15 protein-coding genes and 1 tRNA gene are annotated in these 17,255 nt (G+C 60.3%); 9 read left to right on the top strand and 7 right to left on the bottom strand.

The window, feature by feature from the left end; genetic code table 11:
* The first annotated feature begins 58 nt into the window (after nt 1-58).
* A complete protein-coding gene (locus YA0848_RS23755) occupies nt 59-838 on the top strand; it encodes a TenA family transcriptional regulator (protein WP_187697020.1) in 780 nt (259 codons plus the stop codon).
* A 21-nt stretch (nt 839-859) separates the two neighbouring features.
* Here the strand turns inward: YA0848_RS23755 and YA0848_RS23750 are convergent, their stop codons facing one another.
* Both YA0848_RS23750 and lldD read right to left on the bottom strand, forming a co-directional pair.
* Nucleotides 860-1,786 carry a GGDEF domain-containing protein gene (locus YA0848_RS23750; RefSeq protein ID WP_034114620.1) on the bottom strand — a complete coding sequence of 309 codons (927 nt, stop codon included), beginning with the start codon at nt 1,784-1,786 and terminating at the stop codon, nt 860-862.
* Between the two features lie 272 nt (nt 1,787-2,058).
* The gene (gene lldD / locus YA0848_RS23745; RefSeq protein ID WP_034099282.1) at nt 2,059-3,201 is read right to left on the bottom strand and encodes an FMN-dependent L-lactate dehydrogenase LldD; all 1,143 of its coding nucleotides are present in this window, start codon (nt 3,199-3,201) and stop codon (nt 2,059-2,061) included.
* A 101-nt stretch (nt 3,202-3,302) separates the two neighbouring features.
* Here lldD and YA0848_RS23740 point away from each other — a divergent pair, with 101 nt between their 5' ends.
* Nucleotides 3,303-4,199, top strand: a complete 897-nt coding sequence (locus YA0848_RS23740; protein ID WP_034099281.1) for a LysR family transcriptional regulator — start codon at nt 3,303-3,305, stop codon at nt 4,197-4,199.
* Nucleotides 4,200-4,259: 60 nt separating this feature from the next.
* Nucleotides 4,260-4,335: transfer RNA gene (locus tag YA0848_RS23735), tRNA-Asn, on the top strand.
* 113 nt (nt 4,336-4,448) lie between these two features.
* On the opposite strand, the gene YA0848_RS23730 is transcribed toward YA0848_RS23735, so the two are convergent.
* Nucleotides 4,449-5,261: a DUF1206 domain-containing protein gene (locus YA0848_RS23730; protein WP_034099279.1), complete on the bottom strand. Its 813-nt coding sequence runs from the start codon at nt 5,259-5,261 to the stop codon at nt 4,449-4,451.
* 126 nt (nt 5,262-5,387) lie between these two features.
* On the opposite strand from YA0848_RS23730, the gene YA0848_RS23725 reads away from it, so the two are divergent.
* Together YA0848_RS23725 and YA0848_RS23720 are read left to right on the top strand one after the other, a co-directional pair.
* Nucleotides 5,388-7,241, top strand: a complete 1,854-nt coding sequence (locus YA0848_RS23725) for an ABC transporter ATP-binding protein (RefSeq protein ID WP_034099278.1) — start codon at nt 5,388-5,390, stop codon at nt 7,239-7,241.
* Nucleotides 7,242-7,409: 168 nt separating this feature from the next.
* Nucleotides 7,410-7,868, top strand: coding sequence for an Hsp20 family protein (locus YA0848_RS23720; protein WP_034099277.1), 459 nt, complete (start codon nt 7,410-7,412; stop codon nt 7,866-7,868).
* A 35-nt stretch (nt 7,869-7,903) separates the two neighbouring features.
* Here YA0848_RS23720 and YA0848_RS23715 read toward each other — a convergent pair whose 3' ends face one another.
* The gene (locus YA0848_RS23715; protein WP_169902376.1) at nt 7,904-8,554 is read right to left on the bottom strand and encodes a TetR/AcrR family transcriptional regulator; all 651 of its coding nucleotides are present in this window, start codon (nt 8,552-8,554) and stop codon (nt 7,904-7,906) included.
* A 123-nt stretch (nt 8,555-8,677) separates the two neighbouring features.
* Here YA0848_RS23715 and YA0848_RS23710 point away from each other — a divergent pair, with 123 nt between their 5' ends.
* The 3 genes from YA0848_RS23710 (at nt 8,678) to YA0848_RS23700 (ending at nt 12,069) form a co-directional block, all read left to right on the top strand.
* Nucleotides 8,678-9,895 carry an MFS transporter gene (locus YA0848_RS23710; RefSeq protein WP_169902375.1) on the top strand — a complete coding sequence of 406 codons (1,218 nt, stop codon included), beginning with the start codon at nt 8,678-8,680 and terminating at the stop codon, nt 9,893-9,895.
* A gap of 93 nt (nt 9,896-9,988) precedes the next feature.
* Nucleotides 9,989-10,786 (top strand): DNA/RNA non-specific endonuclease, encoded by a 798-nt coding sequence (locus YA0848_RS23705; RefSeq protein WP_040268932.1) that lies wholly within the window; start codon nt 9,989-9,991, stop codon nt 10,784-10,786.
* A 71-nt stretch (nt 10,787-10,857) separates the two neighbouring features.
* On the top strand, nt 10,858-12,069 hold the full coding sequence (locus tag YA0848_RS23700) for a YeeE/YedE family protein (protein WP_169902373.1): 1,212 nt from the start codon (nt 10,858-10,860) through the stop codon (nt 12,067-12,069).
* 1 nt (nt 12,070) lies between these two features.
* On the opposite strand, the gene YA0848_RS23695 is transcribed toward YA0848_RS23700, so the two are convergent.
* Nucleotides 12,071-12,232 (bottom strand): DUF2986 domain-containing protein, encoded by a 162-nt coding sequence (locus YA0848_RS23695; RefSeq protein WP_080758769.1) that lies wholly within the window; start codon nt 12,230-12,232, stop codon nt 12,071-12,073.
* Between the two features lie 144 nt (nt 12,233-12,376).
* Nucleotides 12,377-13,417, bottom strand: coding sequence for an alpha/beta hydrolase family protein (locus YA0848_RS23690; RefSeq protein WP_169902372.1), 1,041 nt, complete (start codon nt 13,415-13,417; stop codon nt 12,377-12,379).
* 379 nt (nt 13,418-13,796) lie between these two features.
* Between YA0848_RS23690 and YA0848_RS23685 the strand changes: the two genes are divergently transcribed.
* Entirely contained in the window at nt 13,797-15,143 is a 1,347-nt protein-coding gene (locus tag YA0848_RS23685) for a hypothetical protein (RefSeq protein ID WP_169902371.1), read from the top strand.
* A 69-nt stretch (nt 15,144-15,212) separates the two neighbouring features.
* On the opposite strand, the gene YA0848_RS23680 is transcribed toward YA0848_RS23685, so the two are convergent.
* Nucleotides 15,213-17,234 carry a methyl-accepting chemotaxis protein gene (locus tag YA0848_RS23680; protein WP_169902370.1) on the bottom strand — a complete coding sequence of 674 codons (2,022 nt, stop codon included), beginning with the start codon at nt 17,232-17,234 and terminating at the stop codon, nt 15,213-15,215.
* Nucleotides 17,235-17,255: the final 21 nt, after the last annotated feature.

Genomic DNA, 17,255 nt, shown 5'->3' with positions numbered 1-17,255 from the left:
ATCACACTTAAAAAGGAGCCTTATAGTGATCGACACATTCAACAGAACCGGCCCGCTGATGGAAGCCTCAAGTTACCCAGCCTGGGCACAGCAATTGATCCAGGACTGTAGCGAGAGCAAGCGCCGGGTTGTCGAACACGAACTGTACCAGCGCATGCGCGACAACACGCTCAGCGCGCGGACCATGCGTCACTACTTGATCGGTGGCTGGCCCGTGGTAGAACAGTTTGCCCTGTACATGGCACAGAACCTCACCAAGACTAAGTTTGCCCGCCATCCTGGGGAGGATATGGCGCGGCGCTGGCTGATGCGCAATATTCGCGTGGAACTCAACCATGCCGACTACTGGGTCAATTGGGCGCACGCCCATGGGGTGAGCCTGGAAGAGTTGCAGGCCCAGCATGTGCCGCCGGAGTTGCATGCACTGAGCCATTGGTGCTGGCATACCAGCTCGGCCGATTCGTTGATCGTGGCAATTGCCGCCACCAACTACGCAATCGAAGGGGCGACTGGGGAATGGTCAGCCGTGGTCTGCTCCACGGGTGTCTACGCCGCGGCCTTTCCTGAGGAGGAGCGCAAACGGGCAATGAAGTGGCTGAAGATGCACGCCCAGTACGACGACGCGCACCCGTGGGAAGCCCTGGAAATCATCTGCACCCTGGCCGGGATGAACCCGAGCAAGGCCTTGCAGGTGGAACTGCGCCAGGCCGTGTGCAAAAGCTACGACTACATGTACCTGTTCTTGGAAAGCTGCATGCGTCTTGAGAAAGACAAGCCTGTCAGCCTCGCCAGCGCCGCCGTGCGCGAGCGCAAGGAGCGTGTCGCCAGCGAAGCCTGATGTAACGCGGTGGCGGGGTGCTTACCCCGCCATTGCCAAGCGGTTGCGGCCTTCGCGCTTGGCCACGTACAACGCATTATCGGCCCGGCGCAGCAGGCTTTCGGCCGACTCGGCGGCCAGCAATGTCGAGCAGCCCAAGCTCACCGTCAATTCAATCCGTTTACCATCGGCCCAATAGTCCTGGGCCTGGGTCGCTTTGCGCAGGCGTTCCCCGACCACCGCCGCCGCCTCCCGGCTGGTGTTGGACAGCAGGATCAGAAACTCTTCCCCGCCGAACCGGAACACCATGTCCACGTTACGCAGCTGCGCCTTGATGACAGCCGCCACCTCGCGCAATACGTCATCGCCGGCGGCGTGGCCGTGGGTATCGTTGATGTGCTTGAAGTGATCGATGTCCAGCATCAGCAAGGACAGTGGGTTCAGGTGCCGGCGAGCCATGTCGATTTCCCGTTGCAGCGTCTGATCCATGGCGATGCGGTTGCCGGTCTGGGTCAGCGGGTCACGCAGGGCGCTGCGAGTGGCCGCGCGGTAGAGCAGGGCATTGCGCATGGGATAGAGCAGGGTGGCCAGCAGCGATTCGAGCTGGCCGAGTTCTTCTTCGCTCAGGCGTTGGTTACGGCGAAAGATCAGTTCTCCCAGATGCTCGCCCTCGTGGCTCAGGCTGTAGCTCACCGAGTGATGGCCGCGCTGGCCGAACTCCAGGCGCAGGTCTGCGGCGTCGTGACGATAATGCAGGGCATCCAGGGGCACCAGGCGTTGGATCTCACGGAAGAACACACTGAGGATGCGCTCCGGTTCCAGACTGGTCTGCAATTGCAGGCCCAGTTGCTGGCGCAGTTGAGCAACGGTAGTGGGGCGGCGGGGTGGCGGGAGCGGCTGGCCGAAGCCCAGACGTTGCAATTTGGCTGTGTCGAAATCAATTGCGTTGGTCTGGGTAGGTGTTTTCATAACCGTTCGGCCTCTAAGAGTCTTACAGGCCCGATGCGTGTGGCGAGTGCCGGGGTCTTACTGTTCCGTCAGTTTCGTAAAACATTGAAACAGTCTAAACCGCTTTACAGTGGGTTTTAACCCCTGGGCACCGCCGCACGTCTTGTCATCGCTGGACCTGCTTGGAACAGGTTAGAGCGAGATTCATGCCACTTCGTTTAATTTAATAAAAAACCTTACGAATCAATGGTCGCTGTAGCAGGCCAGCCCCAGGTGTGGAGGGCCCGCGCCGGTTATTTGGCTGCTTGTACCAAGGTGTCGGCGTTAATCTGCTCGATTGAAGTCACACCGGTCAGGGTCATGGCTACGCGCATTTCCTTGGCGAAAATATCCAGCAGGTTTTCGACCCCGTGCTGGCCGTCGGCGGCCAACGCGTAGGAGGGCGCGCGCCCCAGCAGGCACGCTTTGGCGCCCAGGGCGAGCATGCGCACTACGTCGAGGCCGGAGCGGATGCCGGAGTCCACCAGCACCGTCAGGTCATCGCCCACGGCCTCGGCAATCGCTGGCAACGCTTTGGCGGTGGACAGCACGCCATCCAATTGGCGGCCGCCGTGGTTGGACACCACGATGCCATCGGCGCCGAAGCTCACGGCGTCCTTGGCGTCCTGGGGGTCAAGGATGCCTTTGATGATCATCGGACCTTTCCAGAATTCGCGGATCCACTCCAGGTCGCTCCAACTGATCGACGGATCGAAATTGTTGGCCAGCCAACCAATGTAGTCTTCCAGATGGGTGGGTTTGCCCAGGTACTTGGAGATATTGCCCAAGTCATGGGGGCGACCCATCAGGCCCACGTCGAAGGCCCACTGCGGCTTGGTCACAGCCTGCAGCATGCGCCGCGAGGCCGCGTACGGCCCGGACATGCCCGAGTGAGCATCGCGATAGCGCGCCCCCGGCGTGGGCATATCCACGGTGAACACCAACGTCGTCACCCCGGCTGCCTGCGCGCGTTCCAGCGCGTTGCGCATGAAACCGCGGTCCTTGAGTACATAAAGTTGGAACCAGATGGCCTGCGGACTTTGCGATGCCACTTCCTCAATGGAGCACACCGACACCGTCGACAGGCAGAACGCAATGCCCTTGTTGGCGGCGGCCTTGGCTGCCTGCACTTCGCCACGGCGCGCGTACATGCCGGTCAACCCTACCGGGCTGAGAATCACCGGCATCGCCAGCTTCTGGCCGAGCACGGTGGTGTTGAGGCTGAGGTTATCCACATTGCGCAGGATGCGCTGGCGCAGGCTGATGTCGGCCAGGTCCGCGCTGTTGGCCCGCAGCGTGTGCTCGGCGTAGGCACCGCCGTCGATATAGTCGAACAGAAAACGCGGCAGTTTGCGTTGGGCGGCGGCGCGGTAGTCGGAGGCGGACGAAATAATCATCAACGGTCAATCCACAGGGCAAGGTGGCTCCACCATAAGCGAACTTCTGGCATGATAAAAACAACTTTTATCACTGGCTTCCAGTCGCCAAAGGAATACCGATGAATCTGCGAACACTGCGCGCCTTTGTCGAGGTGGTGCGCCAGGGCGGTTTTTCTCAGGCAGCCGAGGTGGTGTCTCTGACACAGTCCACCGTGAGCAAGGCGGTCAAAACCCTCGAAGAGGAACTGGGCATGCCGCTGCTCAACCGCCTTGGGCATCGTAACCAACTGACCGCCGCCGGCGAAATTGCCTACCGTCGCGCCCAGGTATTGCTGGCCGAACACAGCGACCTGCTCGGCGAAATCAACGACCTGCGCGGTCTCAAGCGCGGTATGTTGCGCATCGGCTTGCCACCGGTAGGCTGCGGCGTGCTGTTTGCGACCATGTTCGCCACCTACCGCAGCCGCTACCCGGACATTGATATTGAGCTGACCGAATACGGCAGCAAGCGCCTGCGCGAATGCCTGGAAGAAGGAGAGGTCGACCTGGCGGCACTGTTGTTACCGATTGACGAGGGCTTCGACTATCAACCGGTGCGCAATGAGCCGCTGATCGCCGTGCTGCCCATGAACCATCCCCTGGCAGGGCGTGAGTGTATCGACTTCACCGACCTGGCAGACTCGCCCTTCATCCTGTTCGAAGCCGGTTTCGCCCTGAACGCCAAGATCCTCGCGGCCTGCGAGCGCAAAGGCGTAACCCCCCGCGTGACGGCACGCAGCGGGCAGATCGATTTTATTGTCGACCTGGTCGCGGCTGGCCTGGGCGTCGCCTTCCTGCCGCGAATGTTGGCGCACAAGCATCAACACGCCGGAATTGCCTTGGTCGCGTTGGACGAGCCCCATACCGATTGGCACATCGCCCTGGCCTGGCGCGCCAACGCCCACTTGCCACCTGCCGCCCGCGCCTGGTTGGACCTGGCCGCAGAACAGCCGCTGACGGGCGGGCCGGGGAATTAATCCTCACGTTTGCCAGGCAATGCTTGACTTCTCCTTTTCAATCAGTAACATACGGCGCATTCCGCGATAGCTCAGTTGGTAGAGCAAATGACTGTTAATCATTGGGTCCCTGGTTCGAGTCCAGGTCGTGGAGCCAGATAGGGAAAAGCCTGCAGCGATGCGGGCTTTTTTTTGCCTTGGATTTTTCCGGGTGATTCGAGCGCACAGCATAAGCGCGTCTCTAAAACCGCCACAAACGGCCGTGGCCTGCTACGTTCTCGCCACCCCCGGCACATCCATATTGATCTTGCGCCAGAAGGCTTCAGAAAAACTGTAAGCCGAGAAAGCGATCAGCCCCAAGGCCATTACCATCAAAAGCAACCACCCAGCGGGTAGGTTCTGGAGGGCGTCCAGCGCCTCCTTCATGCCGGGTGGGTCAATGGCTTGATAAGTGGAACCGCTGATGGCCAATAACACTGCAATCTCTAAAAACACCACGCCGCGGGCGATCAATCCGAATCGCGATACGGGGCGCACGTAGCGCATGACATCTTCATCGGCCTCAAAATATTTTTCGAACGATGCCTTCCATCCCTTGATGATGTGAGCAATACCGACCCCAAGCGGAATGAGGGCGATCAGGTAAACCAACATGTTCGAATGTTCCCAGGACAATAGATGGGACAGCCAGTCTTTGGCCTGCCCCCCGGAATTACCCGAGCTTTTAATGCCGCTTATAAGCAGGCCCAATGCAAAAAACGCCAGCGCGCCATTAACGACGCCTCCGGCAAACAGGCCGGTTCGAATCACCAAACCCTTGAGTTCTTTGCCATGATGATCGACATCACGGGTAGCCTGCAGCATGCGCCAAGAGGCAAATGAGAGCAGGCCCGCCACCACAACCCCAATTAAAAAATAGCCGAATGGTTGGCTGAGCAATGCTTCCAGACTTTTGTGGCTATCCTTCGGTTTTGTCGAGTCCTGTGCTGCCAGCAGCGCGAAGATACCGATGATCAGATACAGCACTCCCCGAGCGGCGTAGCCTCCTCGAGCGAGCATGACAAGACTGTTTTGCGCTGACATTCGACGTATTCCTGAGATCTGATTCAAGAGCAGACCCTGCTTGCAGAGCAGGGTTCTATCCCGATACGCCCTCAAGCCAACCTTTAAATGCCAGAATCCCCGCACTAGATCGTTCTGGAGAACCCTATGCTTCGTGCATTCGAACAACGCCTCGACCCTTTCCCGCCCGACGAGGCGCCTCCACCCCCCGAGGGCCTGGCGCGATTTTTGTGGGCCTGCACCCGTGGTGCCCGGGGTTATATCGTTGCGCTCGCGCTGCTCAGTGCCGGTGTGTCGATCTACGAAGCCTGGTTGTTTGCTTTTCTCGGACAGGTGGTGGACCTGCTGTCGACCTGGCAAGCCGGCGGCGATGCAGGCGGGCAGGAAAGCCGGGTGCTGTGGGGGATCGGTATCGTGCTGGTGACCAGCATTGGGCTGGTAGCGCTGCGCACGCTGGTGCAGCACCAGGTATTGGCGATCAACCTGCCGTTGCGGCTGCGTTGGGATTTCCATCGGCTGATGCTGCGACAAAGCCTGTCGTTCTTCTCCGACGAGTTCTCCGGCCGTGTCACCACCAAGGTCATGCAGACGGCGCTGTCGGTGCGCGAGGTGCTGTTCACCCTGATCGAGATGGCCCCCGGAATCGGTGTGTACTTCATCGCGCTTATCACACTGGCCGGCGGCTTCGACCCGAAGCTGATGCTGCCTTTCATTGCCTGGTTGGCGTTGTTCGGCCTGGCCATGGGGTACTTCGTGCCGCGCCTGGGCAAAGTCGGGCAGGAGCAGGCGAATGCGCGCTCGTCCATGACCGGGCGTATTTCGGACGCCTACACCAATATCACCACGGTCAAGCTGTTCTCCCATTCCAAGCGTGAAGCGCATTTCGCGCGCGCGGCGATGGAGGACTTCAAGCAGACCGGTTTTCGCCAGATGCGCCTGGTCAGCCAGTTCGAGATCGTCAATCAGGCACTGGTGGTTGCGTTGATCATGGGCGCGGGCGGTTATGCCTTGTGGCTGTGGCACCAAGGGGCTGTGGGCACCGGCGCGGTGGCGGCCATCACCGCCATGGCGTTGCGCGTCAATGGTATGTCGCATTGGATCATGTGGCAGATGACCTCGCTGTTCGAGAACATCGGCACCGTGCAGGACGGTATGCAAACCTTGACCCGCGGGCCCAAGGTGCAGGACGCGCCGGATGCCGCCACGCTGGTCACCCACGGCGGCGCGGTGACGTTTAACAACGTGAGCTTCAATTACAACGGCGAACGCCAGGTTCTCGACGGCCTGAGCTTGAGCATCCGCCCAGGTGAAAAAATCGGCCTGGTGGGACGCTCCGGTGCCGGTAAATCCACGCTCATCAATCTGTTGTTGCGCTTCTATGACGTGGACAAAGGGCAGATCTGCATCGATGGGCAGAATATCGCCCACGTCACTCAGGACAGTCTGCGCAGCGCCATCGGCATGGTTACCCAGGACACATCCCTGCTGCACCGCTCGATTCGCGACAACATCGCTTACGGGCGCCCCGATGCAACCGATGAGCAAATCCGCAGTGCCGCCGCGAGTGCCCAGGCTGACGGCTTCATCAGCCAACTGAGCGATAAACAAGGCCACTGCGGTTACGACACGTTGGTGGGTGAGCGGGGCATCAAGTTATCCGGCGGCCAGCGCCAACGGGTCGCCATCGCCCGCGTGATGCTCAAGAACGCTCCGATCCTGCTGCTTGACGAGGCCACCAGTGCGCTGGATTCGGAAGTCGAAGTCGCCATCCAGGAAAGCCTGGATGAAATGATGAAGGGCAAGACCGTCATTGCCATCGCCCATCGACTGTCCACAATCGCCGCCATGGATCGACTGATCGTCATGGATAACGGTCGCATCATCGAGCAAGGTAGCCACGCCGAGTTGCTGGAGAAGAACGGCACCTATGCGCGGTTATGGCATCACCAGAGCGGCGGGTTTCTGGGGGAGGATCAGGGCGTGGCCGAGACTGCGGAATAGGCCTGTTCTGATACTTCAGTCCGAGGGGCCAAACAGCCGTTTGTCGGCAGGAAAATTTTTTTTGGGTCGTCGCTTGAAATTTTTTCCCCTGAACCTACTTAGGTTTTACGCGATGCCGAATACGGGTCGCGTATCAAATCACTTGGAGAAAACTCAGGAGATTTTGCAATGGCTACTACTCTCTCGTTGGCCCCACTGTTCCGCCACTCCGTTGGCTTTGACCGTTTCAACGACCTTTTCGAATCGGCGCTTCGCAGCGAGGCCGGTACCACGTACCCACCCCATAACGTCGAGAAGCACGGTGATGATCACTACCGCATCGTGATCGCCGCTGCCGGCCTGGTGGAAGACGACCTGGATATCCAGGTGGAAAAAGGCGTGTTGACCGTCGCCGGCGGCAAACGCGAACACGACGAAAACATCACCTACCTGCATCAAGGTATCGCCCAGCGCGCGTTCCGCTTGTCGTTCCGCCTGGTCGACCACATTGAAGTGCAGGGCGCGCAGCTCTCCAATGGCCTGCTGAGCATCGATCTGCTCAGAGTGGTGCCGGAGGAAGCCAAGCCTAAACGCATTGCGATTGGCGGCGCGAACAAGGCTGAAGTGAAGTCGATCAGCGAGCAGTAATACAGCAATGAATAAAGGCGCTCTTCGGAGCGCCTTTATTTTGCGCCACCGACTTCAGGCTCAGCGGCCGGCACGGAAGAAGCCGCAGCGTCCCACGTCACCAACAGTTGGCTGATCGCGGCATCAAGGATTGCATGGGGCACGTTATCCCGCGCTAGGATCGATACTCCCTGCAAAAAGCTGTCAAACACGGTAGCCATCACCGCAGCTTCGGTTGTTTCAGGCAACTGACCTTCACGCACGGCCCGCTCCACACACGCCACAATCCCCGCCCGCGTGCGCAGTCGCGATTGGGTCAGCGCATTCGCTACCCGCGCGTTTTCCGGACTGGGCGCACTCATCACGCCGAGTGCCACCATGCAGCCCTTGGGGTGACCGTCTTCGCATTGCATACGCACCGATTGGCGCAGCGCGGTTTCGATGGCTTGGCGCGGCGGTAGGGTTTCGTCCCACAAACAGTCGGTGACTTGGGCGTAGGTGGACAGGTAGCGCTGCACGCATTCCTCGAACAGCGCTTCTTTGGAGCCGAAAGCGGCGTAAAAACTCGGTGCGGAAATGCCACCGCCCAAACCCGCTTTGAGCTGGGCAAGGGACGTGGCGTCATAGCCGTGCTGCCAGAACAGATGCAACGCCTGTTCCACAGCCTGTTCGCGATCAAAATTACGCGGGCGGCCCATCTGTGCCATGTGAGGTCTCCTTCGGAAAGCGAAATAAATACTAGTCGATACATAAGTCGTTGACAACGCGCTGCGCCCGCCTGCAACATTTGTATCGATCAGTATTTAAATCAACTTGCCCAGGAATTTCCCGTGACCCCCTCACTGACGTTATCGGCTCCGTCCGACCGCTTGCCCGTCGGCGCCTTGCTCGCCCTGGCGATGACCGGCTTCATCTGCATCGTCACCGAAACCCTGCCCGCCGGCCTGTTGCCGTTGATCAGCGACGGCCTGGCGATTTCGCCGTCAATGGCCGGGCAGATGGTCACCGCGTATGCGCTGGGTTCAGTACTGGCGGTGATCCCCATGACCATCGCCACTCGTGGCTGGCGCCGACGCAACGTATTGCTGCTGACCATCGCCGGTTTCCTGCTGTTCAACTCCATCACCGCGTTGTCCTCCCACTATGGGGTCACGCTGGTGGCGCGTTTCTTCGCCGGGGTGGCGGCAGGGTTGGCCTGGAGCTTGCTCGCCGGTTATGCCCGCCGGATGGTCGCGCCGCAGCAACAGGGCAGGGCGCTGGCGTTGGCCATGGTCGGTACGCCGATTGCGCTGTCGTTGGGTGTGCCGCTGGGCACTTGGCTCGGTGGCCTGCTGGGTTGGCGCACCACTTTCGGCCTGATGTCGGGCGTGAGCCTGGTGCTGATCGGCTGGGTGCTGGTGAAAGTCCCGGACTTTGCGCCACAGCCCGCGCATCAGCGCTTGTCATTGCGCAAGGTGCTGACCACGCCGGGCGTGCGCCCGGTGCTGGCGGTGGTAATCAGTTGGATGCTGGCCCATAACATCCTCTACACCTACATTGCCCCATTCGTGGCACCGGCGGGCTTGGCCGAGCGGGTGGATCTGGTGTTGCTGGTCTTCGGCATCGCTGCGTTGGCGGGGATTTGGGGCACGGCCAGACTGGTCGAACCGTTGTTACGCAACACTGTGCTGGTGAGCTTGGCGGCGTTTGCGGCGGTGAGCGTGCTATTGGGCTTACTGGGGAACGTGCCGCAAGTGATCTACCTCGGCGTGGCGGTATGGGGCCTGAGTTTCGGCGGCGCTGCGACCTTGTTGCAAACCGCCCTGGCGGACGCGGCGGGTGATGGCGCGGATGTGGCGTTGTCGCTGAACGTGGTGGCATGGAACAGCGCGATTGCGGGCAGCGGTGTGGTGGGTGGCGTGCTACTGGACACATGGGGCGTGGCCGCATTTGCGTGGGCGATGCTGCTGTTGGTCGGCGTGGCGTTTGCCATTACCTGGGCGGCCAGCGCCCATGGCTTCAGGCCGGGCGCGCGGGGTGCGGGAAAACCTACGTCGCTCGGGCACTAATCTGACATCTGTTAGTCCATAATCCTCGAAATATCATTCACTTGGCTCCGTACGCGGAGCCTGCCGCGTCGCTCTCTGTCGAAGATTCAATCCATGTACCTACGCAAAATTGCAGTTGGGCTATCGGCCTTTGTTTTGTTTTCGGCCGGGGCACATGCCCGTGGCGCGATAGACCTTTATTCCACCCAGGAACGGCAGTTGTCGTTCGACACCTGCGCCGATGTATTCCCCGGCGCAACACCGATCAAAACCGCGACCGTCCCCGCCAGCCTGAAACCCCTGGCGCTGTGCTCCGACCATTTTGCGGTGCTGTATTCGCAAACCAGCAAGACACCGCTGGTGGTGGTCGAGCGCCTCAACGCCCGCCAGCTCAAGGACGCCAAAGGCGAAGAGCGAACCAACCATTTCTACGCGGACCCGCGCATTCCCAAGGGCGCGCGCGCGGAGTTGAGCGACTACCGTGGCGTGCAGCCGGCAATGGACCGCGGCCACCAATCCCCGGCCGCCGACGCACCCGATGCCAAGGCCATGGCACAGTCATTTGCGTTGTCGAACATGGTGCCGCAAGACCCTACCAACAACCGCAAGATCTGGAGCAAGGTCGAGGCGGACGTGCGCAAGTTCGCCCTTCGCGCCGGCGGCGATGTGTATGTGTTCACTGGGCCGCTGTTCGATGAGGGCCACGGCACCATCGGTGCTAACCGGGTGTGGGTGCCGACGCGGTTGTTCAAGCTGGTGTACGACGCATCGTCCCAACGGGCGTGGGCTTATGTGCTGCCGAATGCTGAAACAAGGATTCAGCGGCCGATGGATTACCCCACTTTTGTGAAGAGCACCGGGCTGAAACTGTTGGGGAATCTGCCGGTGTCGGGTTCGATCGGCCGCGGCTGACACCAGACGGCTTCGGGCTTATCTATACTGTCGCCCTTGCCCCTCATTTATTTCAAACCCGCGAGAGACCCATGAACGCCTCAATTCCCCTGACCCGCGCGCGCGCACCCGTCGCGCCGCTGGTGGCCTTTGCCCTGCTGGTGCTGGGCGCGCTGTTCCTGCACAACGTTGTCGGCTCGCGCCAGATGCTATTGCTTATGGTCGGCGCGGCCCTGGGCCTGACGCTGTACCACGCCGCCTTCGGTTTCACCTCGGCCTGGCGGGTTTTTATCAATGATCGTCGTGGCGCCGGCCTGCGTGCGCAGATGGTGATGCTGGCGTTGGCGGTGCTGTTGTTCTTCCCGGCGCTGGGGGCGGGCACGTTGTTGGGTCAGCCGGTTGTCGGGCTGGTAGCGCCGGCTGGAGTGTCGGTGGTGTTCGGTGCGTTCATCTTCGGTATCGGCATGCAGTTGGGCGGCGGATGTGCCTCGGGCACGTTGTTCACCGTGGGCGGCGGTAATGCGCGCATGCTGGTGACCCTGTTGTTCTTTATCTGCGGCTCGCTGATCGCTACTCACCACGTGGATTGGTGGTTTGCGTTGCCGGCGTTCCCGGCGGTGTCCATCGTCAAAAGTTTCGGCGTGGTACCGGCCTTGATCCTGAGCCTTGCGGTGTTTGCGTTGATCGCAGCCGTCACGGTGCGCCTGGAAAAACGCCGCCACGGTCAGCTTGAAGAGGGGGTGAAAAGCCCGCATTCAGGTGTGCGCCGCTTTCTGCGCGGGCCGTGGCCGCTGGTGTGGGGCGCCGTTGGCCTGGCATTGCTGAACTACGCGACCCTGGCGTTGGCCGGGCGGCCGTGGGGCATTACTTCGGCGTTCGCACTGTGGGGCGCCAAGGTGGCGAGCGGTGTGGGCGTGGACGTCAGCGCCTGGGCATTCTGGCAGATGCCGGGTAATGCCAAGGCCCTGGCCGCGCCGGTGTGGGAAGACATCACCAGTGTGATGGACATCGGCATCGTCCTCGGTGCGTTGCTGGCCGCCGGCCTGGCCGGACGTTTCGCACCGAGCCTGGAGATCCCAGCCCGTTCGTTGATCGCGGCGGTGATCGGCGGGTTGCTGCTGGGCTACGGCTCGCGCCTGGCCTACGGCTGCAACATCGGCGCGTACTTCAGCGGCATCGCGTCCGGCAGTCTGCATGGCTGGATGTGGTTAGTGGCAGCGTTTATCGGCAACAGCGTGGGCGTGCGCCTGCGGCCGTTTTTCTTTGCCGGTGAGCGGCCGCAAGTGGCGTTGAGCGGCTGCTGAGTCAGGCTTCGGGGGACGGGCTGGGCGCCTCGGCAGCTTCAGCCGCCAGCCTTTCCCGCTCGGCCTTGCTGATGTAGCGGTCCTTGGATTTGGGCGCCAATTTGGCGCTGGCTTTCTTGGCCTTGGCCTTGAACAGTTGCTGGAGTTTTTTCTGGCGATTCATGGTTTTTACCGGGGCTGTCAACGCGCGGATCATACCAGCTAAGCAAGCTGTACCGTGGGGCCTAGGCGCAATCCAGGCGTAGATCGCGCTTTGGCTGTATCGTCCGGGTGTTTCATAAGGAGGAACATCCCCCAGGCCCAAGTATCAGTTGTGAAATGAACGCTGCAGGAATGCATCGATCAGGTCGACCACCTGCTGCTGGACCACTGACCGTGGCCTCGCCCCGTTGCCGTCCTGGCAGATCATCCCATCGCCCGGCGAATCCGCTTCAATCAACGCCACGGCGCCTGGTTTGCAGATCGACATAAAGCTGAAGTGGGTGGCGTCAGCGATCTCCATATATTGAGTCATGGCTTTTGGCAGGCGCTTGACCATGTTGGCGGACTCCAACTGCGGGTCCATGTCCTCGGACGGCACGCCTCCCGCAATCACCAGCACCGGCACTGGCAATGTCGCCAGGCTGGCATCGGTGAAGCCGCGCGACAGGCCCAGGTCCAAGGACACAATGGCGGTGACGCGCTGGTCGCTTAAATCCGCAGCCAAGCGCTCTTTACCCTCTGGCGTACCGGCGGGGTTCATTTGCCGGTAACCGAGGCAGCCGCCGAGCTTAGGGTGAACGGTGCAGTCTTGGGCAAACCGGTCGGGATCGAACCGCGCGCCGGCCATTTCCAGCACAGTCCAGCCGCCCAGGGAATGGCCCATGGCGGCAATCTGGCCTTTGGCGACCACACCGAACCGGCCCGGCTCGGCCAGCACCCCATCGATCGCCCGGCTCAAATCCCTGGGCCTTTGCCATAACTGCGCAGCGGCGGCGGGGCTGCGGTCTTTGCTGGTAGTGCCTGGATGATTGACCGCCGCCGCGATATAACCCCGCCGTGCCAATGCGCTGGCCAACCACACCTGATTGCGCCAATTGCCGCCATAACCGTGGGAGAGCACCACCAGTGGATGCCCCCCTGCCACCACCGGCGCGTTCGGCACCGCGAGAGCGCCGACGAACACCGTATCGTCGGCGATCGGTTCGGGGGCCGCAGTAGTAGCGGCGGGATACCAGACGGTCAGTTGCAATGGGCGATTGTTTTGCGCATCGGGGAGGGTGGCGGTCTGAAATCCGATAGGGATATCAACTGCAAGCACAGGTCCGGCAAGGCAAGTCAGCAGCAAAGCGGCGAGGCTGATTTTCACTTTTTATCGTCCTTGAGGTGAGCGAGGCATCATGCACGGCATCATGACTCCAGCGCCATGGTGCGGGCTATTTTTGATCAGCACATGGGTAAACCTTCGGGATACGGCAGCAAGTCGATCACTGGTTTTTTGAAATTCCGCGTTTGAAGTGACGGTCGCCAGATGGCTTAAAACAGGCGGTTTTTATAGTAGAGAGGCAGGACTAGGGAGTTGCTGACGGCTTCCTACTTGGATGTCTTACAGATAGAGGCTTCGTGTTTTTAGGAAGTTGATACCTTTATTTGGTTTAAAAATCTTGCAATGTTAGGGCGAACTTTAAGTTATTGAGCCGGGACTCATGCAGCACTATGGCTGCTTCCTTAAGAAAGGAGCGATGTTCATGGTCAATCTCAATCCTGATGCGTCCTCGTCTTACCGTCATTTGACACACACTTCCGTCAGTGCGGCTAACGACTACGCTGCTATGGCTGCCCATGAGCGTGCAAGTGTGCGTGTCTCAACCAATAGTCACCCAGCTACCGAGACCGTTTCGACCCTTGCGCGCCAGTTAAGTGACGCCGCAACGCACGCTGAAAACCGTATCGTTCAGCGAGGCTCCAATTTGGTCGACCCAATTACAGATGGCAACTACTTCGCCAACAAAGTGCGGCACGACGCACAGACCCCCGATACCGATGACCCGGACCTCCTGGCGCGTGCTCGGCAGGCCACCGGCTTCGTCAACGGTACTGACATCAACCCGTTCAAAGACCTCGCCCGCGACCACCTGAGCTTGATCGCCCACGACGACGGCGGCACTTTCACCATGAATGAGCGACGTGCAGCTTGGTTGCAGATGCAGTCTGCGGTGTCCCCCGCAGCACCCAGCTCAAGGTCAGTAGCTGGCCGTGACTTGATGATTGCGCGCTTGTTCGGTAGCCACGAGCCGCCGGTCGCCCTGCCGCCTGCGACCTACGAAAATGCAGGCCAGAACGTTTTTGAATTTTTACGTCACGATGATCGTGCACTGATCGCGGATATGTTCGCTTACGCACAGGAGGAGGGTGCCAGTCTGGGCTATGTGGATCAATTGGCTCATTCACTCGGCAGCTATCGTCGTGCAAGCGACGGGCGCCAGCATTTGAGTTCCAATAACGGCTACGATGCACAGGGGTATCGCGTAACGTTCAACTTTAAGCAAGAAGACGCGGCAACGGCCTCACGAATTCTGAACGGCACGGCCATCACCAGTACCCGACTTGATCAGGGCTATTTGCGACATATCCTCAATCCAGATTACGGGGCGCTTTCCAATATTGGCGGCCTGCCGTTCCTGGAAAAAATGGTGAATAGGTTTTCGGACGAAGGTGGCAAGCAACCTGGGCTCGGCGATGAGTTCACCACCTTTAAAGTGATCCCGGTCGAAGACAACATCATCGTTACCACCGACGAATCCATAAGGCGCCCGCCCTCCGAGGCGCTCGCTGATAACGTAAACGGCGTCTGGACCCTCACCGAAAAAGGCAAGGCAGCGGGGTATTCGATAGACCCGGCCACCGGCTCGCTGATCAAGCCAGTCGACCCTTCTGACGTTCCAGGTCCGCAGCGCTCAGAGCCGGGCCTTGTCTCAGGCTTAGCGCGTGAGCGCACCCTACTTGATGCGCTTTCGGACAACCGCGAAGCGCCCAGCACGCGTTGGGTCTGGACCCGTCAATTGTTCAGTCTGATCAAACATTACAAACCTTGAAATGGCCTATCAGTCAGGCGCGGCGGCTAATGGCGGATCAACGTGCAGCCCTGGCGATCCGACGGATGCCTACGCATGTGTAAGCCCCGTCAACGTATCCGCAATTGTCTTGGTCCGCTGCGCCGTGCCCTCGGTGGCGCGGCTAGACGCCTCCAGAGCGTCGAGCATTTCGCGCAGTGCGCCGACCCCGGTGGATTGGTCCTCGATCTGCTGGGCAACGCGCTGGATCTCACTGGACAGCAGGTCAATATCCACGCCGATTTCCGCCGCATTCTTACGGGTGATTTCCGCCAGTTTGCGTACTTCGTCCGCCACTACGGCAAAGCCACGGCCCAAGTCACCGGCGCGTGCCGCTTCAATGGCTGCGTTGAGCGCCAGCAGGTTGGTTTGCCCGGCGATCTGTTGGATCACCTGCACGATCGACTGAATACGCAAACTCGACCCCGCCAGCGTACGCGCACCTTCCACCGCCACGTCCGCCTGGCTGGACAGGCCCTCTACCGTGGCCCCGGCCTGGGCGGACACGGTGTTCTGCTGGCCGATGGTGCCCACCAATTCATCCATCGACGCGTGCAACTCACCCGAGTAATGCTTGAGCTGCGCAGCGATGTCTTCCTGCTGACGCTCAGCCTGGGCCAACACCATGCCCAAGTCCGCCAGCCCTTCGAATACCGGCAGGATATTGCTGTCCAGCCCCCGGGTATTGAGGGTGTTGGCGAAGTCGTTGTTTTTGAACGCGGCAATCTGCTTGACCACCACATGGTTCAAACCGGCCAGTTTCTTCACCTGGCGGCGTAGGAAAAACGCCTTGAATTCGCCGTAATGGGCGATGAAATTGTCCACGTACTCGTCGGTGAAACTCGCGCCTTTGCCCACCCGGAAAAAGAAAATCGCCGTCAGTGTCTGGTTGAGGTTCAAACCCAGGATTTCCCCAAAGGTGGAGAACCCCGCCAGCGGTACATCGCCGAACGTGCCGGCCATGCTGCCCAGCTCGGCGCCGTTGTTCAGTCGCCGCAAGATGCAGTCGTTCAGGATGCCCGCCACCGGCTGGCCACCCTTGCCGCGCAAGAACTGCTCGTAGTCACGGCGCGTCGCCTCCCGCAACGGCGTACGCCGCACCATCACCAACTCTTCGCCCGGCGCCACGTCGCAAAACAGCTGCACAATCTGCTGCTCATAGTCGATGCGTGCGATGGAGCGCACAAACAATTCACTGCCCACGCGGATAGCAAACGAATAATCCGCCAGCTTCGGCTCCAGCGCCTGGGGCGAGCAATTGAAGGCATCGCACAGCGCCTGCACCATGCTCTTGATGTTGCCGCTGCTGTCGATGACCTGGTCAATAGTGCGGTCTTCCACCGAAGCGGTCAGCACACTGAAGGTCAGGTCGGCAGGTTTGAAATTCTGACTTTTGAACACGCCAAAACGCACATCCGCCGCGGTTTTCACGAACACGATTTGCGCGTGGTTTTGATAACTGCGCTGGCCGTCATGAATCAGCGTCTTCTGGAAATCCGACTTACCCCCGGCTGATCCCCCTACAAACAAACACGGGAACCGCCCCGACTCGTACAGCGCCTCCATAAAAAACGACTCCGACGCCGACAGCCCGTCGAACACCACGTACGCCAAGGTATCGCGATGATCGATTGGTGTATTCACCTGCACCCGCTTGATATTGGCCACCAACTTGGCAATCCGCTCCTGCATTTTGAGGCGCTTGCCACCGCTGCGGATGTCCTCGCACTCCAACGGCACCATCACCACCTCGGCCGAGGCGATCACACTGGCATCGAACAACTGCAACACCATCCGATCCCAGCGCTCGCCGGTGCTGCAGTAGAGAGCATTGGGTGCGTTGCACAACTCGCCGGAGGTGGTGCACAGACTGATGGTGGATTGCGGGAAACGGCGCTTGAGCTTGGCGGCGATGGCGTCGATGTCCAAGTGCGGCGAGATGAAGCCCGTGATCAACGTCGGCGTGAGGCGCTGGGCGGCTAAAGCGGCGTCCAGGTCGCTGGCGGTACAGGTGAGGGTGGTGGTGCCTTGGCGAGCGGGCCGGGATTTTTTTATAAGGGCGAGTGGATTCATGGGGTGGGCTCGGTCGGGTGG

Source organism: Pseudomonas sp. S4_EA_1b (assembly GCF_016307435.1).
GTDB lineage: Bacteria > Pseudomonadota > Gammaproteobacteria > Pseudomonadales > Pseudomonadaceae > Aquipseudomonas > Aquipseudomonas rhodesiae.
Note: the sequence above shows the minus strand (reverse complement) of the source record. Positions and strands in the feature narration are given on the sequence as shown.